The organism is Methanoregula sp. (assembly GCF_028679125.1).
Lineage (GTDB): Archaea > Halobacteriota > Methanomicrobia > Methanomicrobiales > Methanospirillaceae > Methanoregula.
Window position 1 is genome coordinate 108,993 of record NZ_JAJRCG010000007.1, and the last position, 26,000, is coordinate 134,992.

At 56.8% G+C, this 26,000-nt stretch carries 24 protein-coding genes; 18 read left to right on the plus strand and 6 right to left on the minus strand.

The window, feature by feature from the left end; all coding sequences use genetic code 11:
• Positions 1–14 precede the first annotated feature (14 nt).
• The 12 genes from LUQ43_RS06930 (at position 15) to LUQ43_RS06985 (ending at position 11,015) form a co-directional block, all read left to right on the plus strand.
• Positions 15–908, plus strand: coding sequence for an Mrp/NBP35 family ATP-binding protein (locus LUQ43_RS06930; RefSeq protein ID WP_299965546.1), 894 nt, complete (start codon positions 15–17; stop codon positions 906–908).
• A gap of 18 nt (positions 909–926) precedes the next feature.
• Positions 927–1,274 carry a hypothetical protein gene (locus tag LUQ43_RS06935; RefSeq protein ID WP_299965548.1) on the plus strand — a complete coding sequence of 116 codons (348 nt, stop codon included), beginning with the start codon at positions 927–929 and terminating at the stop codon, positions 1,272–1,274.
• A 64-nt stretch (positions 1,275–1,338) separates the two neighbouring features.
• Complete coding sequence (locus LUQ43_RS06940; RefSeq protein WP_299965551.1) at positions 1,339–1,677, plus strand: cupin domain-containing protein; 339 nt, start codon at positions 1,339–1,341, stop codon at positions 1,675–1,677.
• A 492-nt stretch (positions 1,678–2,169) separates the two neighbouring features.
• Positions 2,170–2,436, plus strand: coding sequence for a hypothetical protein (locus tag LUQ43_RS06945; RefSeq protein WP_299965553.1), 267 nt, complete (start codon positions 2,170–2,172; stop codon positions 2,434–2,436).
• A 246-nt stretch (positions 2,437–2,682) separates the two neighbouring features.
• Positions 2,683–3,324 carry a type IV pilin N-terminal domain-containing protein gene (locus tag LUQ43_RS06950; protein ID WP_299965556.1) on the plus strand — a complete coding sequence of 214 codons (642 nt, stop codon included), beginning with the start codon at positions 2,683–2,685 and terminating at the stop codon, positions 3,322–3,324.
• Positions 3,321–3,944 (plus strand): type IV pilin N-terminal domain-containing protein, encoded by a 624-nt coding sequence (locus LUQ43_RS06955; RefSeq protein ID WP_299965558.1) that lies wholly within the window; start codon positions 3,321–3,323, stop codon positions 3,942–3,944. The genes LUQ43_RS06950 and LUQ43_RS06955 overlap by 4 nt, the downstream gene beginning before the upstream one ends.
• 97 nt (positions 3,945–4,041) lie before the next feature.
• Positions 4,042–4,698, plus strand: a complete 657-nt coding sequence (locus LUQ43_RS06960; RefSeq protein ID WP_299965560.1) for a type IV pilin N-terminal domain-containing protein — start codon at positions 4,042–4,044, stop codon at positions 4,696–4,698.
• On the plus strand, positions 4,695–5,333 hold the full coding sequence (locus LUQ43_RS06965; protein WP_299965562.1) for a type IV pilin N-terminal domain-containing protein: 639 nt from the start codon (positions 4,695–4,697) through the stop codon (positions 5,331–5,333). The genes LUQ43_RS06960 and LUQ43_RS06965 overlap by 4 nt, the downstream gene beginning before the upstream one ends.
• 124 nt (positions 5,334–5,457) lie before the next feature.
• Complete coding sequence (gene cobN / locus LUQ43_RS06970) at positions 5,458–9,216, plus strand: cobaltochelatase subunit CobN (RefSeq protein WP_299965564.1); 3,759 nt, start codon at positions 5,458–5,460, stop codon at positions 9,214–9,216.
• Entirely contained in the window at positions 9,209–9,334 is a 126-nt protein-coding gene (locus tag LUQ43_RS06975; RefSeq protein WP_299965567.1) for a hypothetical protein, read from the plus strand. Before cobN ends, LUQ43_RS06975 begins: the two co-directional genes overlap by 8 nt.
• Positions 9,331–10,287: an ATP-binding cassette domain-containing protein gene (locus LUQ43_RS06980; protein WP_299965569.1), complete on the plus strand. Its 957-nt coding sequence runs from the start codon at positions 9,331–9,333 to the stop codon at positions 10,285–10,287. Before LUQ43_RS06975 ends, LUQ43_RS06980 begins: the two co-directional genes overlap by 4 nt.
• A gap of 2 nt (positions 10,288–10,289) precedes the next feature.
• Entirely contained in the window at positions 10,290–11,015 is a 726-nt protein-coding gene (locus tag LUQ43_RS06985; RefSeq protein ID WP_299965571.1) for an ABC transporter permease, read from the plus strand.
• Between the two features lie 1,222 nt (positions 11,016–12,237).
• On the opposite strand, the gene LUQ43_RS06990 is transcribed toward LUQ43_RS06985, so the two are convergent.
• Genes LUQ43_RS06990 through LUQ43_RS07015 form a run of 6 tightly spaced genes read right to left on the minus strand, consistent with a single transcriptional unit; the run spans position 12,238 to position 19,678 of the window.
• The gene (locus LUQ43_RS06990; protein ID WP_299965573.1) at positions 12,238–13,272 is read right to left on the minus strand and encodes an ABC transporter ATP-binding protein; all 1,035 of its coding nucleotides are present in this window, start codon (positions 13,270–13,272) and stop codon (positions 12,238–12,240) included.
• A complete protein-coding gene (locus LUQ43_RS06995) occupies positions 13,269–14,342 on the minus strand; it encodes an iron ABC transporter permease (RefSeq protein ID WP_299965574.1) in 1,074 nt (357 codons plus the stop codon). Before LUQ43_RS06995 ends, LUQ43_RS06990 begins: the two co-directional genes overlap by 4 nt.
• Positions 14,339–15,589 (minus strand): ABC transporter substrate-binding protein, encoded by a 1,251-nt coding sequence (locus tag LUQ43_RS07000; RefSeq protein ID WP_299965575.1) that lies wholly within the window; start codon positions 15,587–15,589, stop codon positions 14,339–14,341. The genes LUQ43_RS06995 and LUQ43_RS07000 overlap by 4 nt, the downstream gene beginning before the upstream one ends.
• Positions 15,590–15,594: 5 nt before the next feature.
• Positions 15,595–17,487 (minus strand): VWA domain-containing protein, encoded by a 1,893-nt coding sequence (locus LUQ43_RS07005; protein ID WP_299965576.1) that lies wholly within the window; start codon positions 17,485–17,487, stop codon positions 15,595–15,597.
• A complete protein-coding gene (locus LUQ43_RS07010; protein ID WP_299965577.1) occupies positions 17,484–18,527 on the minus strand; it encodes an AAA family ATPase in 1,044 nt (347 codons plus the stop codon). Before LUQ43_RS07010 ends, LUQ43_RS07005 begins: the two co-directional genes overlap by 4 nt.
• Positions 18,524–19,678, minus strand: coding sequence for an adenosylcobinamide amidohydrolase (locus LUQ43_RS07015; RefSeq protein ID WP_299965579.1), 1,155 nt, complete (start codon positions 19,676–19,678; stop codon positions 18,524–18,526). The genes LUQ43_RS07010 and LUQ43_RS07015 overlap by 4 nt, the downstream gene beginning before the upstream one ends.
• 273 nt (positions 19,679–19,951) lie before the next feature.
• On the opposite strand from LUQ43_RS07015, the gene LUQ43_RS07020 reads away from it, so the two are divergent.
• The 6 genes from LUQ43_RS07020 (at position 19,952) to LUQ43_RS07045 (ending at position 25,657) form a co-directional block, all read left to right on the plus strand.
• Positions 19,952–20,317: a hypothetical protein gene (locus LUQ43_RS07020; protein WP_299965582.1), complete on the plus strand. Its 366-nt coding sequence runs from the start codon at positions 19,952–19,954 to the stop codon at positions 20,315–20,317.
• Positions 20,318–20,529: 212 nt separating this feature from the next.
• The gene (locus LUQ43_RS07025; RefSeq protein WP_299965586.1) at positions 20,530–21,477 is read left to right on the plus strand and encodes an iron chelate uptake ABC transporter family permease subunit; all 948 of its coding nucleotides are present in this window, start codon (positions 20,530–20,532) and stop codon (positions 21,475–21,477) included.
• On the plus strand, positions 21,474–22,766 hold the full coding sequence (locus tag LUQ43_RS07030; RefSeq protein WP_299965588.1) for an ABC transporter ATP-binding protein: 1,293 nt from the start codon (positions 21,474–21,476) through the stop codon (positions 22,764–22,766). Before LUQ43_RS07025 ends, LUQ43_RS07030 begins: the two co-directional genes overlap by 4 nt.
• Before the next feature lie 6 nt (positions 22,767–22,772).
• On the plus strand, positions 22,773–23,519 hold the full coding sequence (locus LUQ43_RS07035; RefSeq protein ID WP_299965593.1) for a sugar phosphate isomerase/epimerase family protein: 747 nt from the start codon (positions 22,773–22,775) through the stop codon (positions 23,517–23,519).
• Positions 23,520–24,560 (plus strand): cobalamin-binding protein, encoded by a 1,041-nt coding sequence (locus LUQ43_RS07040; protein ID WP_299965595.1) that lies wholly within the window; start codon positions 23,520–23,522, stop codon positions 24,558–24,560. It begins immediately after the preceding gene.
• The gene (locus tag LUQ43_RS07045) at positions 24,557–25,657 is read left to right on the plus strand and encodes an adenosylcobinamide amidohydrolase (RefSeq protein ID WP_299965598.1); all 1,101 of its coding nucleotides are present in this window, start codon (positions 24,557–24,559) and stop codon (positions 25,655–25,657) included. Before LUQ43_RS07040 ends, LUQ43_RS07045 begins: the two co-directional genes overlap by 4 nt.
• Positions 25,658–26,000 lie beyond the last annotated feature (343 nt).

The following is a 26,000-nucleotide window of genomic DNA, read 5'->3' on the forward strand; positions in this document are numbered from 1 at the left end:
TGGATACTGGTACCATGACAGAACAATCCGCACACGATGAGAAGATCTGCGATGAGAACTGCACGGACAACTGCGATACCTGCCCGTCCGCACAACCGCACGCTGCCCCCAAGGGGCTGCCCCCGAAGGCAAAGATCGATGTGAAGCACGTGATCCTCGTGCTGAGCGGGAAGGGCGGCGTGGGGAAGTCCACGGTCTCCGTGAATCTCGCCTACGCTCTGGCGAACAAGGGGAAAAAAGTCGGCCTGCTCGACCTCGACTTCCACGGCCCCAACATCCCCAAGATGCTGGGGATCGAGGACCAGCGCCCTGCCGTGCTGGGAACGATGATCGAGCCGGTCCATGTCACCGGCAACCTCGCGGTCATTTCTATGGCATTCCTCCTGCCGGACACGAGCACGCCGGTGGTCTGGCGCGGCCCGATGAAGATGGTGGCCATCCAGCAGTTCCTTGCCGAAGTGAACTGGGGTGCACTCGATTACCTTGTCGTGGACCTCCCGCCCGGCACCGGTGACGAGGCGCTCACGATCGCCCAGCTGGCCCCCCATGTGCGGGGTGCGGTCATCGTAACAACCCCGCAGGATGTGGCCGTAATGGACGCGATGCGGGCGGCCAAGTTTATTGAGAAACTCGACCTGCCGGTCCTCGGGGTCATCGAGAACATGAGCGGGATGGTCTGCCCCCACTGCGGGGAGATCGTGAACCTCTTCAGTGCCGGTGGCGGGAAGAAGGCAGCAGAGGATCTGGGTGTCCCGTTCCTCGGGGCCATCCCCCTTGACCCGGAGATGGTGAAGGCCGGGGACGAGGGCCGACCCTATATCCTCCGGCACGCGGACTCCCCGACCTGGCGGGCGGTGGACTCCGTGATGGAGCACCTGGTACGGGAGATCGAATCCGATCCGAAATAGGGCACGATTCCAAAAACCATGAGAAAATATGATGGGATCCCGGAGCTGCTGGATCAGTTCATGGCAGAGCAGGATGCCGATGTGCGGTGGGTCACGGTGCAGGAGCTCCGGGACTGCTTCGGCCTGACCCGGTACCAGTGCAACACGGTCTCCGGTTTTTTGCGGCGCCTTGAGTTCGGATCGTTCGGCCGGTTCCCGTATCGTGTTCTCAGGATCGAGCAGGTGGCCGGGTGCCACCCCTCCGATCCTCAGAAATGCCGGTATCTCGTGAAGCGGAAGGCAATGGTTGCTGCTGCGGTACCCGGGATACACTATCACACCGGTGTTCAGGTCCGGGGCAAAGCGGATAGCGGAGGATCCGGGTAAGGGCCCGGATACCCTTATCTCTCCCCCGCACACAGGACGCATATATCGGAAGGTGGAAGATCAGATGAAAATTACCGATGTTTCAAAAGTAGTGTCGGGTCCCAACCCGCACCATGTGGATGCCCGGAAGATCTACGAGTCGCCCCATGCGATGGCGGTTGTCATCACGCTTCAGCCCGGTGAGGCGCTGAAGAAACACATCACACCGGTCGAGGTCTTCTTCTACGTGCTGGAAGGCACCGGTGTTGTCGAGATCGGCAACGAGAAGGAGACCGTCGGGAAGGATATGCTGGTCGAGAGCCCGGCGCGGATCCCGCACACCTGGAAAAATGAGAGTTCCGGTGTCTTCCGGGTGCTCGTGGTCAAGGTGCCCAAGCCTACACAAGAGACGAAGCTGTTGTGACATGAAGAGGCCACGGGGCATGACGACTCTCGATGGAACACCCCGATCCACCCCCCACCCGGCTCCTCCGGCCGGACCGATCTCCGGATTGCCGATCGATCCTCAAACCGGGAGGTCCTATATTGACATTTTTTCAGGGATGTATTACCTTCCGATTGTCAAAATGACCCCAATATTCCCCTCATTCAAAATCACTGTATTCTAATTCGCCAAAACGTGCGACTATCCAAAAAGTGGTTCTGTAAAATGGGCTCTGATCGGAAAACGGAGTGTTTTACTGGGTTTTTATCTGGCAGGTGATCTCCTCTACACGGTGGCTCTCTGACTACTTAATCAGAGGTATGTCCCCCCAATGCAGGGAGATCATCCCGGAATGGATCCTGGTTGTGGCTATAGGGCAGGCAATTGGATAAGCAAATTTTATTTAGTTAAATCAAAATAAGTTGTTTACATATGATGCAATCCGGAAACCGAAAGGAAGGACCAAATTTCATGGCGGAAGTCTCCCAAAAACAACAATGTACTATCACTGTGGTTTATGATAATCGCCAGAGAGATGTCTGGCCATCGCTTGAACGGATCCAGCAGAGATTCCGGACGATCATCCGGGCATCGTTACGGGCATCGATGAATAACGATACCGCGCTTGAGTTTATCCTGCTCCAGGGAGATGATGCACGGATCAAGGATCTTCTTGAGCAGCTGAAATCAAGGAAAGGTGTCAGGTCCGTGGACCTGACCGTGATTCCAGCCTCATAAAAATTTTCGATCGCAGCATTCTCCGGGGGGTTTTTGCAGCACCGGAAACTGGTCCGGATTTTGCTACTGTTTTTAAAATTTTTAATAATAATTGCTACAAATTTGAAAAGAGAAATGAACAATTAAAATAGTTTTAACGCAACTTTACTTGATCGAGTCATCTACGGTTGGACCATGTGGTCACTGACACTCCGGGGGCGTGTCTTTACTCATCGCATGATGGCCAAGATTTGGAGATGAGAAAAAATGAGAGTGAGTGAAAAAGCCATGTCGGAGCATGCCGTCTCACCCGTAGTGGGCGTCATGCTCATGCTTGTCGTAACTATTATTATAGCTGCTGTTGTGAGCGCGTTTGCGGGAGGACTGGGATCCGGTACGAAAGCCACCCCTTCCGCAGCAATGGATGTGAAAATCGTCACCGGAGCGGATGACGGTATGGGGGGAACAACCACGAAGATCCTCTTCGAGATGCTGAGTGGCGACGCGATCCCAACCAAGGATCTAAGTATTGTTACCTACTTCACCAATGAAACGGGGGGTGTCTACAAAACAAGCCACACTGCATCGAGTACGGCCTTTGATCTTTATGGCTATGGAACCGGGTATACCCGGCTCCCGTACCTGAACGATGCCGTTGCTGTTGGTATTGCAGGAGATAATCCGAAAGCAGACTTCGGGAACTATACTGCATCGACAGGAGATATCATGGCCGTTGGCAGTACCCGCCAGGTTGCCGATTTCCTCGGCCTTCCCTGGACCGCTGGCACGTGGCCGGCACCGGACACCATCGATGATCCATCCTTCAAGACGGGTGCTGTGGTTGATATCAAAGTCCTGCATGTTCCCAGCAACAAGTACATCTTCAACAAGGAGGTTGTTGTGAAATGAAGCAGATGAACCATGAAGCAGTCTCCCCGGTGGTGGGTGTCATGCTCATGCTCGTTGTGACCATCATCATTGCCGCAGTTGTGAGTGCATTTGCCGGTGGTCTCAACTCCGGTTCTTCAAAAGCACCTCAGGCAACGCTTGGTGTTACTCCCGTCATTGCAGGTATTCAGGACACTGATAAAACAAACTATGTTCCCGATTATCCCACCTCCTTTGAAGCAGAGAACGGCCTGCTCTTCGAACATAAAGGTGGCGATTCGTTCGCACTCAATGATGTCTACATCCAGTTACAGAGCCAGGATGCCAAGATCACGATTGGGCTGAACAATGCAATTAACCGTACCGCTACCACCTGCCTGCCCACGGATGTCACCGCATACCTGATGGAAGTGGGTGACAGCAACGGGTACATCGATCCGGGTGACAAGTTCATGCTCTACGCCGATAACTGCTACGACAGCAGCGACGCAGGCTATGCACCGGAAGGAAAAGCCCTCTCATGGAAGCCGACAAGTGCAGCCGGTGGATTCGCCGCGTTCCTCCACACCAAGTGCGAGTACAAGGTCATCGATAAGGCGAGCAGTAAGGTAATCCAGACCGGCACGTTCACCCTGAAATGATGGATGACCTGTCCCTATGAATCAACCGGGCGTCCTGTAAGCCCGTTTTATTTCCAGAACAACAGACGAGAAGATTCGGTGAAAACTGAGGATAATTATGTCAGAAATAATCGAAAAACAGAATCGGGCACAAACTGAATGTGCGGTATCTCCGGTTGTCGGCGTGATGCTGATGCTGGTGGTCGTGATCATCATTGCAGCGGTAGTGAGTGCATTTGCCGGGGGTCTTGGGGATACATCCAAGAAAGCTCCCACGGTATCGATGGATGTGACCATAGATCTAAGTGCTGATAATGGCATGGGAAGCAATGTACCAATGATCAATTTTAAGCACCTGAGCGGGGATCCGCTACCCACAAAAGATCTCCAGATTATCACGTACTTCACCAACAAGAGCGGATACACCTACAAGCACACCCAGTCTAAATTGAGTAATGTCTCGTTACTCTATTGGGGAAGTAAGTCGGATGTCCGTGTTCCCTATCTTGGCGATATGACCACGGGATATGCTTCCAGCAGCCCGGAAACCAAGGACTTTGGCAATTTCACCATCAAAACCGGGGATGTGATGACAACATATAATCTCCGGGGGACTGCGGAGCTCCTTGGTATGAACTGGACTGCGGGTGCAACTAAAACTGATCCCGACACATTTGATGATCCCAGCCTGAAATCCGGGAGTGTTGTCGAGGTAAAAATTCTGCATGTTCCCAGTGGGAAGTACCTTCTTGACAAGGAGGTTGTTGTCAGATGATCTCAAAAAATAATGATTCCGCAGTATCCCCGGTGGTGGGCGTGATGCTGATGCTGGTGGTCACCATCATCATTGCGGCCGTGGTATCGGCATTTGCCGGGGGCATGACCGGTTCTGAGAAGAAGACGCCGCAGGCAACCCTGTCCGCAGTAGTTAATCTTGGCGATGGTATCAAAGGCGTCAACAATACGGGTGTTGGCGATCATTTCCCCGTGGGATACACATGTGAGAATAATTACATCCTCTTCGCGCACGATGGCGGGGACAGTTTTAATCTCAATGATATCGAAGTATCGTTCCAGAACGGAAATACCAAAACAACCCTTGGCCCTTCGGATAAACCGGTGACGGATACCACGACTGCATATTCCTGTCGGGATGATCCTGCTGATAAGACATATCTCGAAGAGATCGGGAATAATGCCGACGGGTTCATCAAAACGGGTGACAAGTTTAAGTTAACATTTGACGCGAACTATCAGAACGATGTGTACGATCAGACATATCTTATCCTCCAGAAGGAGGGTGCAAAGAATGGGTTCGGTTTCCCGGTGAATAAGGCGGTCCAGTATATGATCATTGACCGGGTCAGCGGGAAGACCATTAACTCCGGTGAGATCATTGCGAATGTGTAACCCAATTATCCTTTTTTTGTATGGCCATTTTCATTCACAGCAACCCGGTACCAGGCACACCGATAAAAAGATCCTCGCGATTCAGGATCTGTGTTAGTTACCGCATGGTGGGGAGTTCATTACAATGAAGATCATGTATACCTGCCCGGGCATCACCGAGAACCCCTGGTTTGTGCAGGCAGCAGAAGCATGTAAAAGCCTTGGACCGGTCCCGGAGATCATCCAGGTGGCATCCGACCAGCTCGATGCAAATGAGAAAAAATGTGCAGACCTGTTGAAGACTCAGCTTCCCAAGTGCGATCTGCTTGTCATCGGCTACCATGGGAGCATCCGGCATTTCAAAAGATTTGAGCAGCTCATCGCGGTTGCAAAGAAACATGCCATCCCTATCTTTGTGGGGAGTACCCTGCCCGAAGAGATGAAGGAGTACCGCAGCCTTTTCCCCTTTTGCGATGATGACTATGATTTTATCCAGGCCTGCATTGAGCTGGGGGGAAAGGAGAACACGAAAAACCTTGTACTCTGGGCGTGTAAAGTCATTGGCGGGGCCCAGATCGAAGTGCCCCCGATCAGGTATCCCCCGACAGAAGGGTTCTATCATCCCTCTCTTCCCGGGGTCTGGGATCTGACCTCTCACAAGGCACGGATCGAGCCGTCACGGCCTACCATCGGGATCCTTATTCACCAGACCACTTATATCCGCGAAAACCTCATCGCGGTCGATGCACTGGTTGCCGCGATCGAATCACAGGGCATGAATGCCCTTCCGTTCTTTCTTATCACCCAGCCGAACCCGGTCACCGGGGCAATCGGCATCCGGAAATTCATCGAGAACAACCTGATCACGGATGGCACCCCCATCATTGATGTCTTAATTCTCAACATGATGCTGTCCCAGTTAACCCTCTCGGATCCCAATGACGGGACCCGGACCGAACCGGCATACAATTTTTTTATCGACCTTGGTGTACCCCTGCTCCAGACCATCACGATGCACCGCACGTATGATGCATGGTCTCATGACGCATCGGGTCTCACCTCCCTGGAGATCTCATCCGGGGTCATCCTGCCGGAGTTTGACGGGCAGATCATCACCATTCCGTTAGCGTCAACCGGAGAATATGGGGGGCAGACAAACCGGGCACTGCCCATCCCGGGCCGTCCCGGGCGCGTGGCGGCGATGGCCCGCCGCTGGGCAGAACTGGGAAGGACGCCGGTACAGGATCGGAAAGTGGCGATCCTCCTGTACCAGTACACCGGGGACATAGACGGACTAGGCCATGCCGCCGCTCTTGATGCGCCCCAGAGCGTGATCGGGATGCTCCACCGGCTCCGGGAGGCCGGGTACCGGGTGGACCAGATCCCCGAATCCGGAGACGAACTCATCAAGAAGATGATCGCCGCTCTCACGAATGACACCAGCTGGATGTCGGATGTACAGATGAAGGAACGGGCTGCCGGCACGGTCAGTTCCGCGCTCTACCGCGAATGGTTCCGGAAGATCCCGAAGAAGAACCGGGTCAAGATCGCCGCAGACTGGGGTGATGCGCCGGGGGAACTTTTTGTGAGTGATGGAGAACTCTGCATGCCGGGTCTCATCAACGGGAACGTCTTCATTGGCATTCAGCCACCCCGGGGCCTCTTTGAACAGGTCGAGTCCCTGATCCATTCCAATGACATCGTGATGCCCCACCACTACCTGGCCTATTACCGGTGGATGAAGAACGTGTTCGGTGCCCAGGCCGTCATTCATGTCGGCACGCACGGCACACTCGAATGGCTGCCGGGTAAGGGCAATGCCATGTCAGAGGAGTGTTACCCGGATGTCATCTTCGAGGATATGCCCCACATTTATCCGTACATCATCAACGATCCCGGTGAGGCAGTCCAGGCGAAACGACGAAGCTGGGCAGTTATCCTCACGCATATGATACCGGCGATGATGCGGGCCGAAGGGTATGGAGAGTTAGCCCGGCTTGACAGCATTTTGCAGGAATACCTCCGTGCAAAACGCGGAGGGGAACTCCAGAAGGCCACGGAACAGGCTGAGGAGGCACACGCAATTGTTGTTGCCAACAACCTGACAAACGACCTTGGTCTTCCGGCCAGCGTATCCCGGGAACAGGTGGCGGAGAATGCAGAACGGATCTATGATTATATCTGCGAAGTCCGGGATGTTATCATCAAAGACGGGCTGCATATCCTGGGTCTCCCCCCCACAGGCGATCGGCTTCTTGAGATGGTATATGCCCTGTCCCGGCTGGAGAACGGGAAAGTCCCCTCATTGCGTGGAAGCGTAGCAAAAGCGCTCTCGCTCTCGCTTTCAGAACTCCTTGTAAATCCATCCGGCTTTAATGACAGATTCGGAGAGATGAATGGTACCCTTATCGATAGGGTTGATTTCCGGACCCGCGAACTTATCGCGAAGATGGCTTTAGTATCCTTCGATCCGGATGCCGTGATCGAAGGAGTACGCGAAACATTTGGGAACGGGAATGATGCACTGGAACTGTCCGCCCGGTACATCTGTACCGCCATTGTCCCCGGCATCGGGCAGACAACCGACGAACTCGCAAACATGGTGCGGGCTCTCGATGCAGGGTACATCCCACCCGGGCCAAGCGGCGATCCGACGCGGGGTAACGCCCATCTCCTCCCTACCGGCCGAAATTGCTACTCCCTTGATCCGGCGACCATCCCGACACCTGCGGCCTGGAAGACCGGCATGGCCATGGCAGACCAGATGGTCGCACGATACGTGACGGAGAAGGGAGAGTATCCACAACGGGTCGGTATAGTCGTCTGGGCTTCTGATGCCATGAGGACCGGTGGCGATGACATCGCGTATATCATCTGGCTGATGGGACTACGACCTGTCTGGTCGGAACGGGGTGGCTCCCTGACCGGAATTGAAGTGGTTCCGGCAAAGGAACTTAAAAGACCCCGCATAGACGTAACGCTCCGCATCAGCGGGCTCTTTCGCGACACCTTCCCGGACCTTGTTTCGCTGATTGATGAAGGTGTTGAGAGTATCGCGACCCTTGATGAAGCTGACGATGTCAACTTCCTTGCCGCACATCTGAAGCAGGACCTGCTGGAGAAGCTGAAGGCGGGAATGCCCGAAGCGGAGGCACGCGATCAGGCGCTCATCCGGATCTTCGGCGACCCTCCCGGTAACCATGGCTGTGCCGTGGGGGAGGTCGTGCATGCATCGGCATGGGCGGAGAGAAAGAACCTGGCGGATGTGTACACCACCTGGGGTGCCTATGCCTATGGCAGGAAGTTCCACGGGGAGAATGTCCCGGAACTCTTCCGTGAGCAGTTCGGGAAACTGGATGCAACCGTCAAGAACCTCGTTTCACGGGAGTTTGATATCCTGGATACGGACGATCCGTACATCTTCCTTGGGGGGATGAATGCCTGCGTCAAGGCCTATGGAAACAAGGACCCGGTCTCGGTCATCGGCGAGGCGTCCGACCCGAAGAACGTGAAGACGCGGCTCCTTGATGAAGAGATCCGGTTTCTTTTCCGGAGTAAGGTTTTGAATCCCCGCTGGATGGAGGGTCTGAAACCGCATGGTTTCCGTGGAGTGCAGGAGATCATGAACGCGATTGAGTACACCTTTGCCTGGGACGCCACTTCAGATGCCGTGGATGACTGGGAGTACCAGGCAGCTGCCGAGCACTTCCTCTTCACTGCAGAGAACCGGCAGTGGATTGAGGAGAATAATCCCTATGCCCTCCACAGTATGGCGGGCCGCCTTCTCGAAGCGCACGAACGGGGATTCTGGGACACCGATGATGAGACCATACAAAAGTTACAGGAGATGTATCTTGAGACCGAGGACTACTTCGAGAGGACGGGCGAGGAGCAGCATGTATGAACCTGCAATCCTGATTGAGGAGATCATACAGCGCCCTGCTCATCAGATCGCGGCACGCGAGTTACCAAACCGGCAGAAGAAACGTACTATGCGGGAACCGGGTGAGGATGCGGCATGACCTCCATCCTGGCCGATAACCTGACAAAAAAGTTCGGGGATCTCTATGCTGTCGACAGCCTGAACCTCGCGGTCGAAAAGGAGATCTTCGGGCTTCTTGGCCCCAACGGTTCCGGCAAGACCACGACGGTCCTGATGCTCACGACCCTCCTTGCACAGACCACGGGAACGGCAAGCATCTGCGGCCATGACACCCGTCGCGAGCCGGACCTTGTCCGGGAATGCATCAGTTACGTGCCCCAGGAGATGGCAGTCGACCCCAACCTGACCGGGCGGGAGAACCTGCTCATCTTCGCCCGGCTCTACGGCATTCCAAATCCCAAGGACAAAGTGGATGAACTCCTTGGGATCATGGAACTCACCGACCGGGCCCATGATCTGGCAAAGACATACTCCGGCGGCATGCGTCGCAGGCTCGAACTGGCCGAGGCGCTCGTGCATGAACCCGAGGTGATCTTCCTCGACGAACCCACGCTCGGGCTGGATGTCGGGGCCCGGCAGAACATCTGGCAGCACATCCATGCCCTGAATAAGAAGGGGATGACCATCTTCATGACCACGCATTACATGGACGAAGCCGACAAGTACTGCGATCGTGTCGGGATCATCAGTCACGGGAAGGTTGTGGCACTCGGGAGCCCGGCGGAACTGAAGGCTCGGCTGATGAATACGGTCATCACGGTCACCCTGGAAGGGAATTATTCGCCGGTCCAGCTGGACGGGCTCGTGTTTGTCGGCCAGTCGGGGAATGCATACGCATTCACTGCCGAGAACGGCAGCGAGGCGCTCCCGCTCCTTGCCGATGCCCTGGGCCGCGCCGGTAACCGGGTGAAGGCCATGTCGCTGCGCGAACCTTCCCTGGATGATGTCTTTTTACAGTCTGTCGGGAAGCAGGAAGAGCCCCGGGGATTTGAAGAGATGAAATTCCGGATGATGCTTCACCGGAGGCACTGATCGTGAAAGGCGTTACCACATATATCTACCGGGATTTCATCCGGTGGATCCGGTACCGTGTCGGGGTCGTCTCGGCTCTCGTCCTTCCCGCGGCATGGCTGCTCTTTGTCGGTTGTGCCCTCCCGGTCACGTTCACCGGGAATTACCTTGACTTCATCACCCCGGGTATCCTTGTCATGACTATCCTGACCGCCGGGATTGCCAGCGGATCGCTCCTGATGTTCGACAAGATCCTCGGGTACCTGAATAAGTTCCTTGCCATGCCGGTGCCCCGCGAGAGCATTCTTGTCGGTAAGATCCTTTTCATCTCGATTCGTGGCCTTCTCCAGGCTACCATCATCCTGGTCATTGCGGTCCTGATCGGTGCTACACTGATGACCCCGCTCCAGTACGGTCTGGTGTACCTCATCCTCTTCCTCTTCGGGGTCTTCATCTCCTCGTTCTCGACCACGGTTGCACTCTACCTGGAGGAACACGATTCGTTTGCAGCATTCTCGGCCATGGTGACGATGCCGCTCTTCTTCACCTCAAGCGCCCTGATGCCGTACGATGCAATGCCCGGCTGGCTCAGCGCCATCGCCCATGTCAACCCGCTCAGTTTTGCCATCGATGCGATCCGTGACGTGGGCGCAGGATCGATCCCGGCAGTTCCGATCCTGCTGCTTCTCATCGTTACTGCGGTTGTCGTGGTGTGTGCGGGGTATGTATTCAGGAAGGTGACAATATAAAATTAAGGGAAAAATATTTCGAATCTTTTTTGTCTGTTAATTTTTGGATTCGTAAATAATCACAATCAGGACCGGAAATTTTTCGGGGAAAAAATTTCATTGTCTACTGCATGGAAAGCCCATCCTCATTTCCTCCCCATCGTTAACCGGATCTGATGCCGGTGACAATGGCAGAACGATTTCATTAACTGATTGTGTATCCCCCTGGCAAAACTGCCTGCAATAATTGCCGGTGTCACCGTCAGTTCATTTGTCTCTCTAAAAAAAGATGGTCAGAAATTCTTCACCCGACCGGGATCCGGCACCCTGTTTCCCCGTTTTCATAGGCCCAGTACTTCTCTAATTATTCCTCCGCGAATCCTGGTAGTGTACACTACCTGCTAAAACCTGAGTGAAGAGTTACACCATTATCAGCATCGCAATCGATCTCCGGCAAAAAAATTTCAACCACCCCCTCACCCCCCGCTCAAATTTTTTCATGCAGGGTCTGGTTGATTGGGGAACCATCTCACGTCGGCAAATTCAAAATTTTGTAGCATATACATACATATTGTCGGATAATTAACCGATAATCGCCTCATCAACTGACACCTCATGATCGCGATTGAAATTTTTTTTGCAGAGTCTGCTTGAAAAAATATGCTCTTAAGACTACCTCGATCCAATCAATTTGTATGTACCCGGTACGTCTCTAAAATTTCCTCCGTACATCGTGGATAGTCAGCAACTCGTATCACATCGCATCCGCAGTATCTTCAAAGAACTGAAACAAATCTTCGTAAATCGTTCTTCAGACCACGTAGAACCCGGCCCAGAACAATCCATTAAAAAGACACTTTTTATCCGGGCTCAAATTTCGTGATGTACTGATGCCCGCAGTACGCTCAGGCCCGCGTTTGGCTCCTGTATTAGCGCTATTTACGTTTTTATCCGGGCCTGCTAAGGCCCCGGAACACCGGTTCAGGGCATTTTCCGCAGGAATTGAAATATTTAGTCCCTCGTTTTTACGAATTAGGCGCCCGAAATGGGGTAATTACGCCCCCACCTCGTTTCCGGCACGAGATTCTCCGTCAAAGAAATCCTGAGGATTTCTTTTCCTCATGGGAAACCTGAAGAACTTCTCGAATGTTGAATAATCACGCCAGGCACCATACCGGTGACATTCCTGCATCACCGGAAAAAAGTCTTTTTGGCCCGTCCTTTTTAGAAGTTTCCGGTCTTACTACTCATCGCCATTGTTATGAGGGGACGTGATGCACCCGATGAGTTCGCGGATGCTGTCGCAGTCCTGCTGTCCGCCCAATTGGGAATAGTGCCACCACGTTTTATCTCCCTCGTTTCGAACGGTCACTGAGATATCTGCGGTAGTACCTTCGGCCTGTACAAATCCGATCCGTTCCAGTGCACACCGGGTCCAGATCCGCACCACCGATTCCGGGGCAGAGAGTGTAAATGTGCCCCGCCTCTCGACCGGAATGGAGAATTCCCCGCGGACTGCATCGAAGTGCACCCCCTCAATCTCGAATGCCGACCCGAAGATCCCGGAGAGGACAAGATCTTCCGGCGTCCCGGCAATCATGTTTCCCTTACGGTCGATGATCCAGAGCTGGTCGGCGCAACGGATCGCGAGGTTGAGATCGTGAGTAGAGAGGAGGATGGACTTATTCGTCTTCTGCGCAACCTGCCGGAGGATCCGCATGGTCTCGATCTTATGGGGGAGGTCGAGGAACGCGGTGGGTTCATCCAGTACCATCAGTTCGGGCTCCTGCGCAAGGGCCCGGGCAATCATCACTTTCTGCCGCTCGCCATCGCTCATCTCGTGGATAAAGCGACCGGCAAGGTCACCGGCCCCTACCGCTGCAAGCGCAGAGAGGACGATCTTTTTATCCGGGTCCGTCAGGTGTCCTGCCCAGTTCGTGTACGGGAATCGCCCGAGCGCCACAATATCGAAGGCCGTCAGGTAACCAGCCTGGACCTGCGATGTCAGGACAACGCTTAAGGTCCGTGCCCTCTCGTCGGGGCTGAACTCCCCGATCCTCCGGTCGCACAGGATGACTTCCCCGGAGAGCGGGGGCTGGATACCGGTCAGCGTCCGGATGAGGGTTGACTTGCCACACCCGTTGGGGCCGATGAGGCAGACCATTTCGCCGCGCCTCAGCGAGAGGTTAAGCTCTCTTGATACCTCCTTGATGATCGTCTTCTGGTTCCGGTACCCGATAGTGAGCCCGGTGCAGGTAAGGATCGCTGTGTCGCTCATGTGGTCACTCCGCGCCCGAACCGGGTTCCCCGCACGATCACCCAGATGACCACCGGTGCACCAAACAGGGCCGTGATGGCATTGAGGGGGAGTACGATATCAGTTCCCGGGAGGTGGGAGACAAGATCCGTGCAGAGTGCAATGATACCCCCGACAAGGATGCAGCCGGGGACAAGGATGCGGTGATCGGCAGTGACAAAGATAGCACGACAGAAGTGGGGGATTGCGATCCCGAGAAACCCGATCGGTCCGCAGAACGCGGTCACCGCACCGGCCATCAGTGCAGTTGTCGTGATGATGATGATCCGGGTACGGTGGTAGTTCATGCCCAGGCTCTCGGCATACTGTTCGCCAAGCAGGAGTGCGTTGAGCGATTTCACCGAGAAGATGGAGAGAGTGAATCCGATGGTGAGGAGAAGGACAAGGACCGGAAGCTGGTTCCAGGTAACCCCGGAAAAACTGCCAAATGTCCAGAACGTATACGAGTGCAGGCTGGCCTCATCGGCAAACTGGAGCAGGATGGTGACGATGGCCCCGCAGAAGTACGAGACCATGATCCCAAGGATCAGGATGGTGATGTTGCTCCGGATCTTTGAAGATATCAGAAGGATGAGCAGCAGTACGGCAAATGCCCCGGCAATCGCAGAAACAGAGATACTGACATCCCCCAGCAGACCCATGCCGGCAAAGATCGTGCCCACACCGCAGACCCCCGCAGACATCATGACGAGGGCAACGCCGAGGCTTGCTCCCGAACTGATCCCGAGGATGTAGGGATCGGCAAGCGGGTTCCGGAAGAAGGTCTGCATCAGAAGGCCGCAGAGTGCCAGCGCCCCGCCGGCAAAGATGGCCGTGATTGCTTTGGGCAGACGCCAGTCCCAGAAGATGTTCATCCAGGTCTCCTTCACGTCGCCCCCGGTCATGATGGAGAAGAGTGCATCAAGGGGGATATTCACCGACCCGAGCATCAGGTCGAGGAGGAAGAGGACAATGAGAACTCCTGAAATGATGGGGAGGGCAAAGGCAAGCCTCCTCATGCTGTCACCGTTTACTCCCCTTTCGAGGTTCATACGCTCCTCACGGTCTGGTTTGCAGCAAGATGCCGGTAATAGTAGAGTTCATGATCGGGAAGTAGTTCCGGATGCAGGATCTTCACGAGGTCAGCCAGCACGATATCCGGGTGGACTACGCCCGACTGGTAGTAATCGTTGCCCCCGAATGCATTCTTACGGGCATTGAAATGGTAGACGTTGCCGGTCTGGAATGCCCTGAATTTTGTGAAGCGTGAATCCAGTGCAAGGATCTCGTCGATACTGTCGGCAGTGCCGGTATTGATCCAGAACTCAGCTCCCTGCGCCCGGTCGTACACGCTCTCGAAATCGAGCGTATTGTCCCCGCGCCCGGTATCGTTCCCGAGCAGGTAGTTCCCGCCCGCCTCGCGGAAGAGTACCGCGGCATAACTGCCCCCGGCCGGTGCGGACCATGAGCCCTGGCTGTCAATGCCTGATAGGAGGGTGGGTCTGCTGGTGGAATTGCCGGCAATACTTTTTATTGCAAAATAATTTGCCTTGATCTTTCCGAAAACCTCGTTGGCCGTTTTCTCATCATTGTAGAACAGCGCGAAATACTTGATCCACTCCGCTTTTCCAAGGGGGTGGTCTTCCATCCACTCGCCACCGATAGCCGGATTGAGTCCCGCCTCAAGCAGTTTGGGCTGTTTGTCATATTCCGCGTTACCGGTTGCCGGACAGAACACAACATCGGGTTCCATCTCGATCATCGTCTCTGTCTTGAAGAGGCTGTCCATCGCAATGTTACCGGTTCCGACCTCGGTGATGCTGCCCTCGCGGGCAAGCCGCTGGATCTCCTCGTCATGGATGAGATTGATCGATTTGTGGCCCCGGATGGACGCGGTCTCGTTCAGCGCAGTGATGAACGAGATATGGGGCGATGAGAGGGTGATCACCGATTCCACCGGAATCGTGAATACACGTGCATCCGGATACCCCTCCGGCACGGCCTCTCCCCGCTGAACGAGGAGATACGTGTGATTCTGTGCAGCCCTTCCCCACGAATCGTGAATCTGCACAACCTTGTAGGTCCCATGATATTCAACAGAGTATCCCTGTGCGTATTCCGGGGAGATCTTGTCGGGGAAGAGATCCCTGCTCTCCACGGAGTCATTCGCGATCGGCCCTGTGCCCGGGGCGCTGCCCGTTCGCGGGGCCCATGCCGCGATACCTGCTGCGGCGATGGCAACCAGTGCCACTACGATCAGAATCCCGATTATCCATGTTTTCTTTTGTCGCTCGATCATGGTCATCACCCTGGTGTATAGATCAAATCCTGCACCGTGCCGGCAAGCCCCCTGCTCCTGAGGTCTTCCAGCCGGAAATAGGTGGCTTCAAGTTCAGCGGAGAGTGTTCGTGCACGACCGAGGCGCGGGTATCCCTCTTCAGTATCCACGACAACAAACCGGATATCTTTTTTTGCTATCGTTCGTGCCAGATCCACCAGTTCGTCCTGGGGGGATGACCCCCCTTTCCATGCAACGTTGACCCTGCCATCGGTGAGAATGACAATGGACCTGTTCTCGCAGGCTTGCATATATCGTCCCCGGGCCAGCATCTCATACGCATCTGCGATGCCTTTTGTCAGCGGGGTCATGCCCCCGGTCGGGAGCGTACTGAGGAGCCGTACCGCAAGCTCGGGACTTCGGGTTGGCGGGAGGAGGAGCCGGGCGTCGTTCCCGCGGAAGATCATCAGACCGACCCGGTCCCGTTTCTGGTAAGCGTCGGTGAGAAGGGAGAGGATCGCTCCCTTGACTGCCACCATCCGCTTCCTTACGCCCATGGATCCACTGGCGTCCACTAAAAAGAGGACCGTGTGAGCTGTCTTCTTCTCACGCACCTTCTCGCGGAGGTCGGCACGCGTCACCGAGATTGCGTGTCCGTTTCTCTCCCGTGACTGCTGGAACGGTGCCGCCGCCCGGAGCGTTGCATCGATCGCGATATCGTTCCGGTTCTTTCCCGGGAGCCGGAACGAACGGTAATGGCCGGAGGCATCGGTACTGGTGACCCGCGTCCGGCGTCCGCTCTTCTGTTTTTTTGTTGTTCTCCGGGACTTCTCGTTCAGGTACCGGATCACTTCAAAGGCCGATCCGATGGTACTGATCTGGTCCTGCCGGGGTGGTGGCAGGGATTTTTTCGTAACAGGATCATCAGGTTCCTTTTCCTCCGGCTGCATGTTGGGGGAAGGATCCTGACGAGTGTTCTGATCGGTTGATCCCGACCTGTTCTTCCGGTCCTCTTCCCGCTCACTCTTCTGATCCTCATTCTGTGGTGGCCGTGGTGGCGGGGGACTATCCGGAATCTCCCGCCGGCGGTGTTCGAGCGCAAACAGAGAAGCGAGCTTGATATCGTCAAAGACTACCTCCTCCCTCCCGTCCATCGCCGCAAGGGATTTTGCTGCCCGTGCCACCGCAAGGTCGCCCCGCTGCCCGGCAACGCCCAGATCGAGGCAGAGCGAGGAGATCAGGTCAGTGTGGCCATCCGGTATACTCACGTACGGGAGGCGTTCCCGTGCGGCTGTGATCTTTGTTTTCAGGTCTTCGGTTGCCGGCAAAAACTCGCGGGAAAAATCCTCCGGCGCCTGCTCGAACCGGAGGTGTCTCTTCACGATCTCCGCCCGCAAATCCTCGTTCGCAAGGGGTTCAAGATGGACACAGAGATCGAACCGGTCCATCTGGCCGGGCGTGAGTTCCCCCTCATGGGGATCCATGGTGGCAATGAACAGGAATCGGGTTGAGACCGAACGCGAGAATCCTTCACGCTCCAGATTGAAGCACCCGGTCTCAGCTGTGCTGAGCAGGTTCTGAACCACCCCCGGGTCCATGAGGTTGATGTCGTCGGCATAGAGAATCTGGCAGTTTCCCTGCTCCATCAGGCCCGGGGTTAACCGTAGTTTCCCACTACTGATGGCAGTCTCAATATCGATCGTGCCGAGCAGCCGGTCAGCGGTGACATTCTGCGGCACGGTTAACACCGTTTTTCCCTCAACAAGGCTGCTGACGGAACGCGCCAGGGTCGACTTGGCCGTTCCCCGGTCCCCCGTGATAAGGACCGTGCGGATCTCGTCACTGGCAAGCGCACACAGGAGGGCCTTCTTTGCATTGTCCTGGCCGGTAATAGCCGGAAACGGGAATACCGGATTCATGGGTTGCTGTAACACTCCCCGATGAGCGTTTTTATGGCACCCAGATCGGCACGGCTCTCTTCGAACGGCCTGCGCCGCATACGGTGGGGCAGGGCGAGGCCCGCGGCCTTCAGGACGTGCTCTCTCTTTACCTCTTCCTGTCCGTCAAGTGCGGCAAACGCCAGAGCGGTCTTTACGAGCGTCAGATCGGCGCGGTGACCGTCGACACCCAGCGTAAGCGAGACCCTGATGGCAGTGTCGATCAGCCGGTCATCGGCCCCGATACCGGCCATGATCTTCTTGGCCGCGAGGATACGGTCCCGGATGGCCTGCTGGTCCGGCGCGTATTTTTTACAGAATGCAACCGGGTCCCGTTCGAACGCAAGTCTTCGTTTCACCACGTCCGAACGCCGGGCCGTGTCCCGCTCCCCCTCCACATCGACAACAAGACCGAACCGGTCCAGCAGCTGCGGACGCAGGTCCCCCTCTTCCGGGTTCATCGTCCCGACCAGCATGAAGCGTGCCGGGTGAGAGTACGAGATCCCTTCCCGCTCGACAAAGTTGACACCCATTGCCGCTGCATCCAGCAGGAGATCGACGATGTGGTCGTCAAGGAGGTTCACCTCATCCACGTACAGGATATTCCCGTTTGCCATGGCGAGCACGCCGGGCTCGAACTTTCTCTGCCCCCTGGTGATCGCATGCTCGATATCGAGCGTTCCGGCAACGCGGTCTTCCGTTGCACAGAGCGGGAGTTCGACGACCCGCATCCGGACCGGCTCTGTCTCTGGTTTTTCTCCCGTGGCGATCGTTTCGCGACAGGACTCGCAGAGATTACGATTGTCTGCGAGGCTGCACCGGAAGATACAGCCCTTGATCACCTCCCGCTCGGGCAGCAGATCTGCAACTGCACGGACGGTCGTGGATTTTGCGGTCCCTTTCTCCCCGCGGATCAGGATCCCTCCGATGGACGGGTTGACGATATTTGCCAGGATTGCATCTTTCATATCCACCTGCCCGACGATCGCGGAGAAGGGGTAGAACTGATTTTCACTGGTCATGAAGAATCCCCGCAGGTGTTCTTGACGCACCATGCGCTCAGCCGGACCCAGTTGTCGAGTACGGACATTCTCTCGTCCAGTACCGTCTCCCATGCAGGAACGCGGGATGTCCCGGCAATTTCGGGGAGCGCCTTCATCATGGAGAGTGCCGCCTTCTTTCCTGAGACTTCGGGCACAAGACCCCACGCAATCTCGTCACAGATGTGGAGTATGGATGCAGTCATTGCGACTACGGCAGGGTTCTTAGCGAATTCCCTCAGGGTGCGGATGAACGGTTCTTTCCTGTTCTCGCCATCGAATGAGGACGAGGATGCGACTTCCCAGTATTTTTTTTCATCAATCCCGAACCGGTCGAGGCGGACGAGCATATCCCGCTGTGAAACGGGGGAGAGCCCGGTCTGGAGTTCGAGTGCCCGGGTGGTAGCCTCGATGACGCAGAGCGCAATCAGTTCCCCGACTTTCGAGTGCTTACCGGCCCAGGTAATGACGTTGGGGCTGTCCAGGTTGGAGACGATACCGATCTGGTCTGTGCCGGAGCCGGTCGCGATACCGGTGGAGTATTTACTCGGGGCCATCAGCTGCTGGATCGCAACGGTCTTGGCCTCCGTGGCTGTCATCACAGCACGGGTCAGTGTGTGGGCCGGGAGGTGGGAACTGATGAGAATGATGGTAATGATGGTGCCACCAACATAGACCGACCTCCCGTTCTCCTCGTGCCACGATGCCGGGTCACCGGCCCGACCTCCGTTGACTTCGATTCCCGCAGTGACGATTGCCGTGACATCGAGGGTCCTGAACGAGCGCGTGGCAATGGCTGCGTTCTTCATCTTCGCTGCGGTCATCATGCCCGCAACCTTTTCTGGGTTGATCCCCAGCCTCGCGGCATGGAGCCGGATATAGGCCTCGACACTCCCGCCTTCCATGTCCTCAGAGCGGCAGCCTTCGATCGGTTTTGGCTGGTGGTTGAAGATCGCTTCCAGGCCCTCGGAATATCCGCCGTTGACGTACGAGGTAATCAGGCAGTTCCGGTTTTCCGGGAGCCGCACAACGATGGAATCCTCGTTGCGGTATACTTTTTCCCCGGATGAGGTCTCCAGTAATAATTTCAGGTTATGCCCGGTAGTATCGGATTTTAGTATTGTTTCGGTCACTCGTGATCACGTTCCGTACATTGACCGTTGTTATTTTTTCACTTAACAACAGTTTTTTTTAGTTAAAGCAATTATATTTGTTCTAAATCATCGTATTTAAACCACGTGAATCTGGTTTGAAAACCGGTGATTCAATGGCGAGATCATTGCAAAATCGGTGAAACCAAATACGGATCCCGCTTAAGTTCAAAAATTGTCGGGATTCACTCCACACTCCACTATGCAATGTACAGCCAAAAGAATCGAGTGGAAATTATACGAAGGAGGTCTATCATGTCAAAAATTTATGGAATCAAACCGCAGGCAGATACGCAGAAACTGATCGAGAAGTTCGAAGACGAGGTGCTGATCCGGCACAACAACCAGCAGCTCATGGGAACCGTGTACGTGGACATGAGCGAGACCCGGTGGGCCGTTGCATTCGCGTACAACTATTCCCGGACACAGGGTATCCACGGGCACGAGAATCCCCTTGAGGTCAGGTACTCCTGCCCGGCACAGGAAAAAACCGGCGTGCAGATGTTCCGCTCGGACACCGCGGAAGAGACGGCGCTCGCAACCGAACCGCTCAGGGACGCGGACGCGTTCGTCCGGTTTACCATCTCGCAGGAGCGGGCGCTCGCGGGCAGGGCTGCATAACCGGGTGCCGGCAGCACCGCCCAACCCGTCATCTCTTTTTCCCCGGGTCCCCCCTCCCGAAGTACAGAAAGGACAATAAACACACAAGATTTATTTAATTAAAACAAGTAAAGTTGGTCCTGTATTACCATGCTCCTCCTGAAAGGATCTCTGACCGGTCAGGTGCACAGGGACTTCTGGCATCATACCCGTACCGGAAGTGATCCCTCCTTTTGACCCGCACCATCCCGCTCATCCTCGGCCTTGCCATTGCCGCAGTCGCAACCATCGTACTCTGCACGTTCATCGGCCCTGCAGGATTCGGTTTTGTCTCAACAGCGCCCGGCGCTGCCGACATTGTGGGTGGCATCCGGCTTCCCCGGGTGCTTGCCGCATTCTTTGTCGGTGCCGGCCTTGCGGTTGCCGGCGCTGCGATGCAGTCGCTCTTCCGGAACCCGATGGCCGATCCGTATATCCTCGGGACGTCTTCGGGCGGGGCGCTCGGGGCATCGCTTGCCATTGTCTTCCTCGGCGGCTTCTTCATTCCGATCTTTGCCTGGATCGGTGCTGTCGTTGCGATCCTGATCGTCTGGTCGATTGCCGGGCGGAAAGGGGTGATCTCGGTCGAGACCCTGCTCCTCACCGGTATCGCCGTCTCGTTCTTCTTCTCGGCCATCGTCTCGTTCCTGATCGCAATTGCCGGCCAGAACGTCCACCAGATCCTCTTCTGGCTGATGGGCGGGTTCTGGAACGCATCCCCCACCGATGCGATGCTTGCCGCGGCCATCCTGATCCCGGCCGGGGCCCTCCTCTTCTTCATGGGCAGGGACTTAAACGCCCTCTCGCTCGGGGAGGAGACCGCAGCCCATCTCGGCATCGATGCCACCCGTGCCCGCTGGACCGTGCTGGGGGCAAGCACCCTGCTCGTGGCAGGCGCTGTCTCGATCGCCGGGTCGATCGGGTTTATCGGTCTCGTCACCCCGCACATTGTCCGGATGCTCGCGGGCCCGGACAACCGCGTGGTCATCCCGGCCAGCATCCTTGCCGGCGGGATCATCCTGGTCATCGCCGACACGCTCGCCCGCACGTTCTTCTCCGATCTCCCGGTTGGGATCATCACCGCGTTCATCGGGGCGCCGTTCTTCATCTGGCTGATCTACCAGCGGGGGTCGACCGTATGACCAAAAAGACCACGCTCAATGCCGATAACCTCCGGGCCGGGTACAGTATGCAGGAGATCGTGAAATCCGTATCCTGTTCCTTTACCGCGGGCACGTTCACGGGCATCATCGGGCCAAACGGGTCGGGAAAGACCACGCTCCTGCGTGCGTTCAGCCGGGTGCTCCCGTCAAGCGGCATCCTGGAACTGGACGGGAAACCCGTTGCCGGCTTCACGCCCGCGGAACTGGGCATGGCGCTCGGGTTTGTCCCGCAGGACGAGGCCCGCCCGTTCTCGTACACCGTGATGCAGGTGGTCCTGATGGCCCGGTACGCCCGGACGAGCCGGTTCGCCTCCCTCACACCGGCCGATTATGCCCGGTGCAACGCGGTGCTCGAAGAGACCGGTATCGTTCACCTGAAGGACCAATCGATACGGGCACTCTCCGGTGGGGAGTGGCAGCGTGTGCTGATCGCCCGCGCCCTTGCGCAGGACACAAAGGTGCTGCTCCTGGATGAGCCGACATCACACCTCGACCTCTCCCACCAGTCCGATGCCCTCGCGCTGATGAAAGGTCTTGCCGGCACCGGCTCCACGATCATCGGTGTCTTCCACGATCTCAACCTTGCCGCACTCTACTGCGACCGGCTGATCATGATCAAAGACGGGACACTCGTTGCTGACGGGACACCTGCGGAAGTCCTGACCCCGGAGAAGATCCGGGAGGTGTACGGGGCTGAGGTGGTGACCGCCCGCCACCCGGCCACCGGCCGTACCTTCCTGATGCCCTTATCCTCCCGGTCCTGCAAAACCCCGGCCCGTCAGGGAGCGCCCCTCCGCGTACTGGTTGTCTCGGGCGGGGGCAGCGGTGCGGATCTTCTGCATCTCCTTGCGGGCCGGGGCTACGATCTCTCGGCCGGTATCCTTGCCACCACCGATACGGATTATGGCGTGGCACAAGCGCTTGGGATCCCCTCAATCCCGATCCTGCCGTTCTCGCAAATCACGGCCCACTCTCTTGAAAAACTCCGGGGCATGGTTGCACGGGCCGACCGGATCATTCTTCCGGCGCACCCGGTCAGTGCAGGCAACCTGCCGGTGCTTTTCGTGCTCCGCGAGACCGGTGCGGCAAAGGTGATCGTCCACCTCCCGGAAGGCCGGGAGTTTGCATCCTACGATTTTGCCAAAGGTGTCGCAGCCGCTGCGATGACGGACCTCTGTTCAGCCGGCGCTTCGTGCACCAGCACCTATGATGGAATTCTCGCTTTTCTGGAACAATCTGACAACAACATCCCCCCACAATCGGAGTAACCACGCATGACACACCCATTCTATATCTCCACGTTCTGCCGGATGGACTACCCGCTCAAGACAGCGCTTGCAGCCCTCGCGGAGCGGACCACGCATGTCGAGATCCTTGCCGACGGGCTTCACGATATTCTTGCAGACATACGACCCTGCACCGAGTACCCGTTCTCGTACTCCGTCCACGCCCCGACCAGCGACATCAACATTGCGTCGGTCTATGAACGCATGCGGCAGGCCTCGCTGGCGGTGCTGGACGATACGATGGCGGCCTGTACCCGGATCGGGGCGGACCATCTCGTCATCCACCCGGGCTACGCTCCCTACGAGCAGGTGCGGGCCCGCTCGTGTGCGGCCCTGCGCCGTTCGCTGGACGACCTGACCCGGCTCCAGGAAGAGCACGGGGTCCGGGCCTGCGTCGAGAACATGGGCATGTGGGAGTGCTGTCACTTCCGGGGCCCGAAGTTCATGATGGAACTGGCAGCACGCGATCTCGGCTGCACGCTCGATGTCGGTCATGCGCAGCTGAACGGGAACCTTGGTGCGTTTCTCGCAGTCGGTGGCTTCTGCCACGTCCATCTCCATGACAACTGCGGGACCAGCGATGACCATGCCGCCTGCGGATCCGGATCTGTCGATTTTCCGTCCGTTATGCAGCAGCTCCCCCGGGATGCAACCCTGGTCATCGAGACCAAGGAACTGGATGCAGCGGACCGGAGCCGGTCGTACCTCACCTCACTGATGAACGGAGAACCGTAAATGGACAACATGCACGTACACACAACTCCCGGTATACGGATCATACCGGTCCTCGTCCTCCTGATGGCATGCCTGATCGGGCCTGCCGCAGCTATCACCGTGACCGATGATGCCGGAACAGTAATCACGCTCAATGCCACGCCCCAGCGCATCGTTTCGCTGGCGCCCTCGAACACCGAACTCCTTGCTGCGCTCGGGCTCCTTGACCATATGGTCGGGGTGACCGATGTCTGCGATTATCCTCCCGGAGTAAGTACCATCCCCCGCATAGGCGGTTATTCTGCGATCAGCACCGAGAAGGTGGCGGCAGCCCGGCCGGATCTCGTGGTGGCATCCGACATCACCCCGCAGGAGACCGTAAGCCGGCTCCGCGGTCTTGGCCTCCAGGTCGTTGTCGTCTCGCCACACAACATCGGGGAGATGATTCGCGATGTCGGCATGCTCGGGACGCTCACGGGAACGGAGACCCGGGCAGATGAACTGGCTGCAAATCTCACGGCCCGGCTCTCTGCGGTTGCAGCTGCGAGCCCGAAGACCGGCAAGCCTGCGGTGGCACACGTGGTCTGGCATTCCCCGCTCTATGTGAGCGGCAACGACACATTGCAGAACGATGTGATCGAACATGCCGGGGGGACCAATGTCTTCTCTGATAAAGATGGATGGGGTACGGTCTCCCTGGAAGAGTTCCTGACCGCCAACCCGGATATCATCATCGTGAATGGGGGCGGCGGGATGGACTCAACTTCTTCCGATGTGATCCTCGAAGCGTTCATGACGAACCCGCAGTACGCGTCTCTTGCGGCCGTGAAGAACCACCGGGTGTACGCGGTGAACGCGGATACGATCAGCCGGGCCGGCCCCCGCATCGTGGATGCCACGGAGCAGGTGGCGACCATCATCAACGCATGGCATGACGAACGGGCCGCAGCAGATGCGGCGGCTCTTCCGGCTACAACGCAAAAGACGCCCGGGTTTGCCGGGCCGGCTGCGATGCTCGGGCTCGGTGCCTGCATCGTGCTGATGAGGCGGGGCCGGCTATGAACGGGCCGATCAACCTTCCGCTGAATGAGTCCATCCATCTGAGCGGAGGAGAGGCAGCAAAACGGACATCCGATGCGGTCATCATCCGTTTCCCCGGCCGGCGGAACGTGCTCTCCACGTCGTGGATGAACGGGGGATACCGCGAGGATCTGGGAGCGGTCTTCAACCACCAGATCTCCCTTGAAGCCTGCGGGACCTGCCATGCCGGCAACGGGAGCGTCCAGCAGTATCTTGAGGGGGTCGCACGATCCCTCGGGCTGGACACAAAAACCGCCACCGGGCTCATCACCCGGGCGGAGATGAAGAACACGTCCATCATTGCGGAGGCGTTCCGTGATCTCACGGTCACGGCGATCGTGACTGCCGGGATCGAAAAGAACGGCGGGAGGGCCGGTGACCCGGCCTCGTACTTTGAGAACGGAAATTCCTGCGAGCCGGTCGGAGGAACGATCAACACCATCCTCCTCATCGATGCCGATCTTCCGGAGTATGCCCTGACGCGGGCAGTAATGACGGCAGCCGAGGCAAAGACCGTGGCTCTCCAGCAGCTGATGGCCCGGAGCATCTATTCGAATGGTATCGCAACCGGGTCCGGGACGGACATGATCGTCGTTGTCGCGGATCCCGGATCATCCCGGCATCTCTCGAATACCGGCAAGCATTCCAAACTCGGGGAACTGATCGGGAGGACGGTGATCCGGGCAACAACCGCAGCACTGGAGATGGAGACCGGGCTCTCGCCCGCATCGCAGCGGGACGTGCTGGTACGGCTCTCGCGGTTCGGGGTGACGGAAGAGGACCTGTACCGCACCGCGGCGGAATTGCCGGGTGCCTGCCCGGATCGCGGGACGTTTCTTGAGCACCTGCGTGGCTGGTCGCGTGACCCGGGCGCTGTGGTCCGGGTTGCGGCTGCGTTGCATGTCGTGGATGAGGCAGCGTGGGGACTTGTCCCGGAGCAGGTTGCAGCGCAGGAAGCAGGAGGGATTCTCTGCCCGGGCGAACCGTTCCCGGGATCCGAAAGCCCGATACGGGCGGTCTGCCGGGGAATAACAGGAGCCGTGGTGAAGGGGAGGCGGGGGAAGCGATCCCTGCCCTGATCCGGACCCCCGCCGGTTCTCCGGACAGTCCGATCTCCGGATAGTAAACCGATCCTCCAACCGGGAGGTCCTGTATTGACATTTTTTCGGGGCTTTATAGGGTCCCGATTGTTAAAATACTCTCAATATTTCCTCCATTCAGAATCACTGTACTCTAATTCGCCAAAAAGTGTGACTATCCAAAAACCGGTTCTGTAAAATGGGCTCTGATCGGAAAACGGGGCGTTTTACACAGAGTTATTTTTCAGGAGATGATACGTCGAGGGCACCCCCAAAAACGGTGGTGTGGGGGTTACTTCATAGGTACCATGAACGGGCAGACGAATCGTGAGGGGTATCGCGG

Coding starts and splice junctions, on each gene's coding strand:
- LUQ43_RS07005 (WP_299965576.1), bottom strand. CDS start 17,487: ATGAATCCGGTATTCCCGTTTCCGGCTATTACCGGCCAGGACAATGCA.
- LUQ43_RS06960 (WP_299965560.1), top strand. CDS start 4,042: ATGTCAGAAATAATCGAAAAACAGAATCGGGCACAAACTGAATGTGCG.
- LUQ43_RS06945 (WP_299965553.1), top strand. CDS start 2,170: ATGGCGGAAGTCTCCCAAAAACAACAATGTACTATCACTGTGGTTTAT.
- cobN (WP_299965564.1), top strand. CDS start 5,458: ATGAAGATCATGTATACCTGCCCGGGCATCACCGAGAACCCCTGGTTT.
- LUQ43_RS06990 (WP_299965573.1), bottom strand. CDS start 13,272: ATGAGCGACACAGCGATCCTTACCTGCACCGGGCTCACTATCGGGTAC.
- LUQ43_RS06980 (WP_299965569.1), top strand. CDS start 9,331: ATGACCTCCATCCTGGCCGATAACCTGACAAAAAAGTTCGGGGATCTC.
- LUQ43_RS07040 (WP_299965595.1), top strand. CDS start 23,520: ATGGACAACATGCACGTACACACAACTCCCGGTATACGGATCATACCG.
- LUQ43_RS06995 (WP_299965574.1), bottom strand. CDS start 14,342: ATGAACCTCGAAAGGGGAGTAAACGGTGACAGCATGAGGAGGCTTGCC.
- LUQ43_RS06935 (WP_299965548.1), top strand. CDS start 927: ATGAGAAAATATGATGGGATCCCGGAGCTGCTGGATCAGTTCATGGCA.
- LUQ43_RS07035 (WP_299965593.1), top strand. CDS start 22,773: ATGACACACCCATTCTATATCTCCACGTTCTGCCGGATGGACTACCCG.
- LUQ43_RS07010 (WP_299965577.1), bottom strand. CDS start 18,527: ATGACCAGTGAAAATCAGTTCTACCCCTTCTCCGCGATCGTCGGGCAG.
- LUQ43_RS07000 (WP_299965575.1), bottom strand. CDS start 15,589: ATGATCGAGCGACAAAAGAAAACATGGATAATCGGGATTCTGATCGTA.
- LUQ43_RS06950 (WP_299965556.1), top strand. CDS start 2,683: ATGAGAGTGAGTGAAAAAGCCATGTCGGAGCATGCCGTCTCACCCGTA.
- LUQ43_RS07045 (WP_299965598.1), top strand. CDS start 24,557: ATGAACGGGCCGATCAACCTTCCGCTGAATGAGTCCATCCATCTGAGC.
- LUQ43_RS06975 (WP_299965567.1), top strand. CDS start 9,209: ATGTATGAACCTGCAATCCTGATTGAGGAGATCATACAGCGCCCTGCT.
- LUQ43_RS07030 (WP_299965588.1), top strand. CDS start 21,474: ATGACCAAAAAGACCACGCTCAATGCCGATAACCTCCGGGCCGGGTAC.
- LUQ43_RS06930 (WP_299965546.1), top strand. CDS start 15: ATGACAGAACAATCCGCACACGATGAGAAGATCTGCGATGAGAACTGC.
- LUQ43_RS07020 (WP_299965582.1), top strand. CDS start 19,952: ATGTCAAAAATTTATGGAATCAAACCGCAGGCAGATACGCAGAAACTG.
- LUQ43_RS06940 (WP_299965551.1), top strand. CDS start 1,339: ATGAAAATTACCGATGTTTCAAAAGTAGTGTCGGGTCCCAACCCGCAC.
- LUQ43_RS06965 (WP_299965562.1), top strand. CDS start 4,695: ATGATCTCAAAAAATAATGATTCCGCAGTATCCCCGGTGGTGGGCGTG.
- LUQ43_RS06955 (WP_299965558.1), top strand. CDS start 3,321: ATGAAGCAGATGAACCATGAAGCAGTCTCCCCGGTGGTGGGTGTCATG.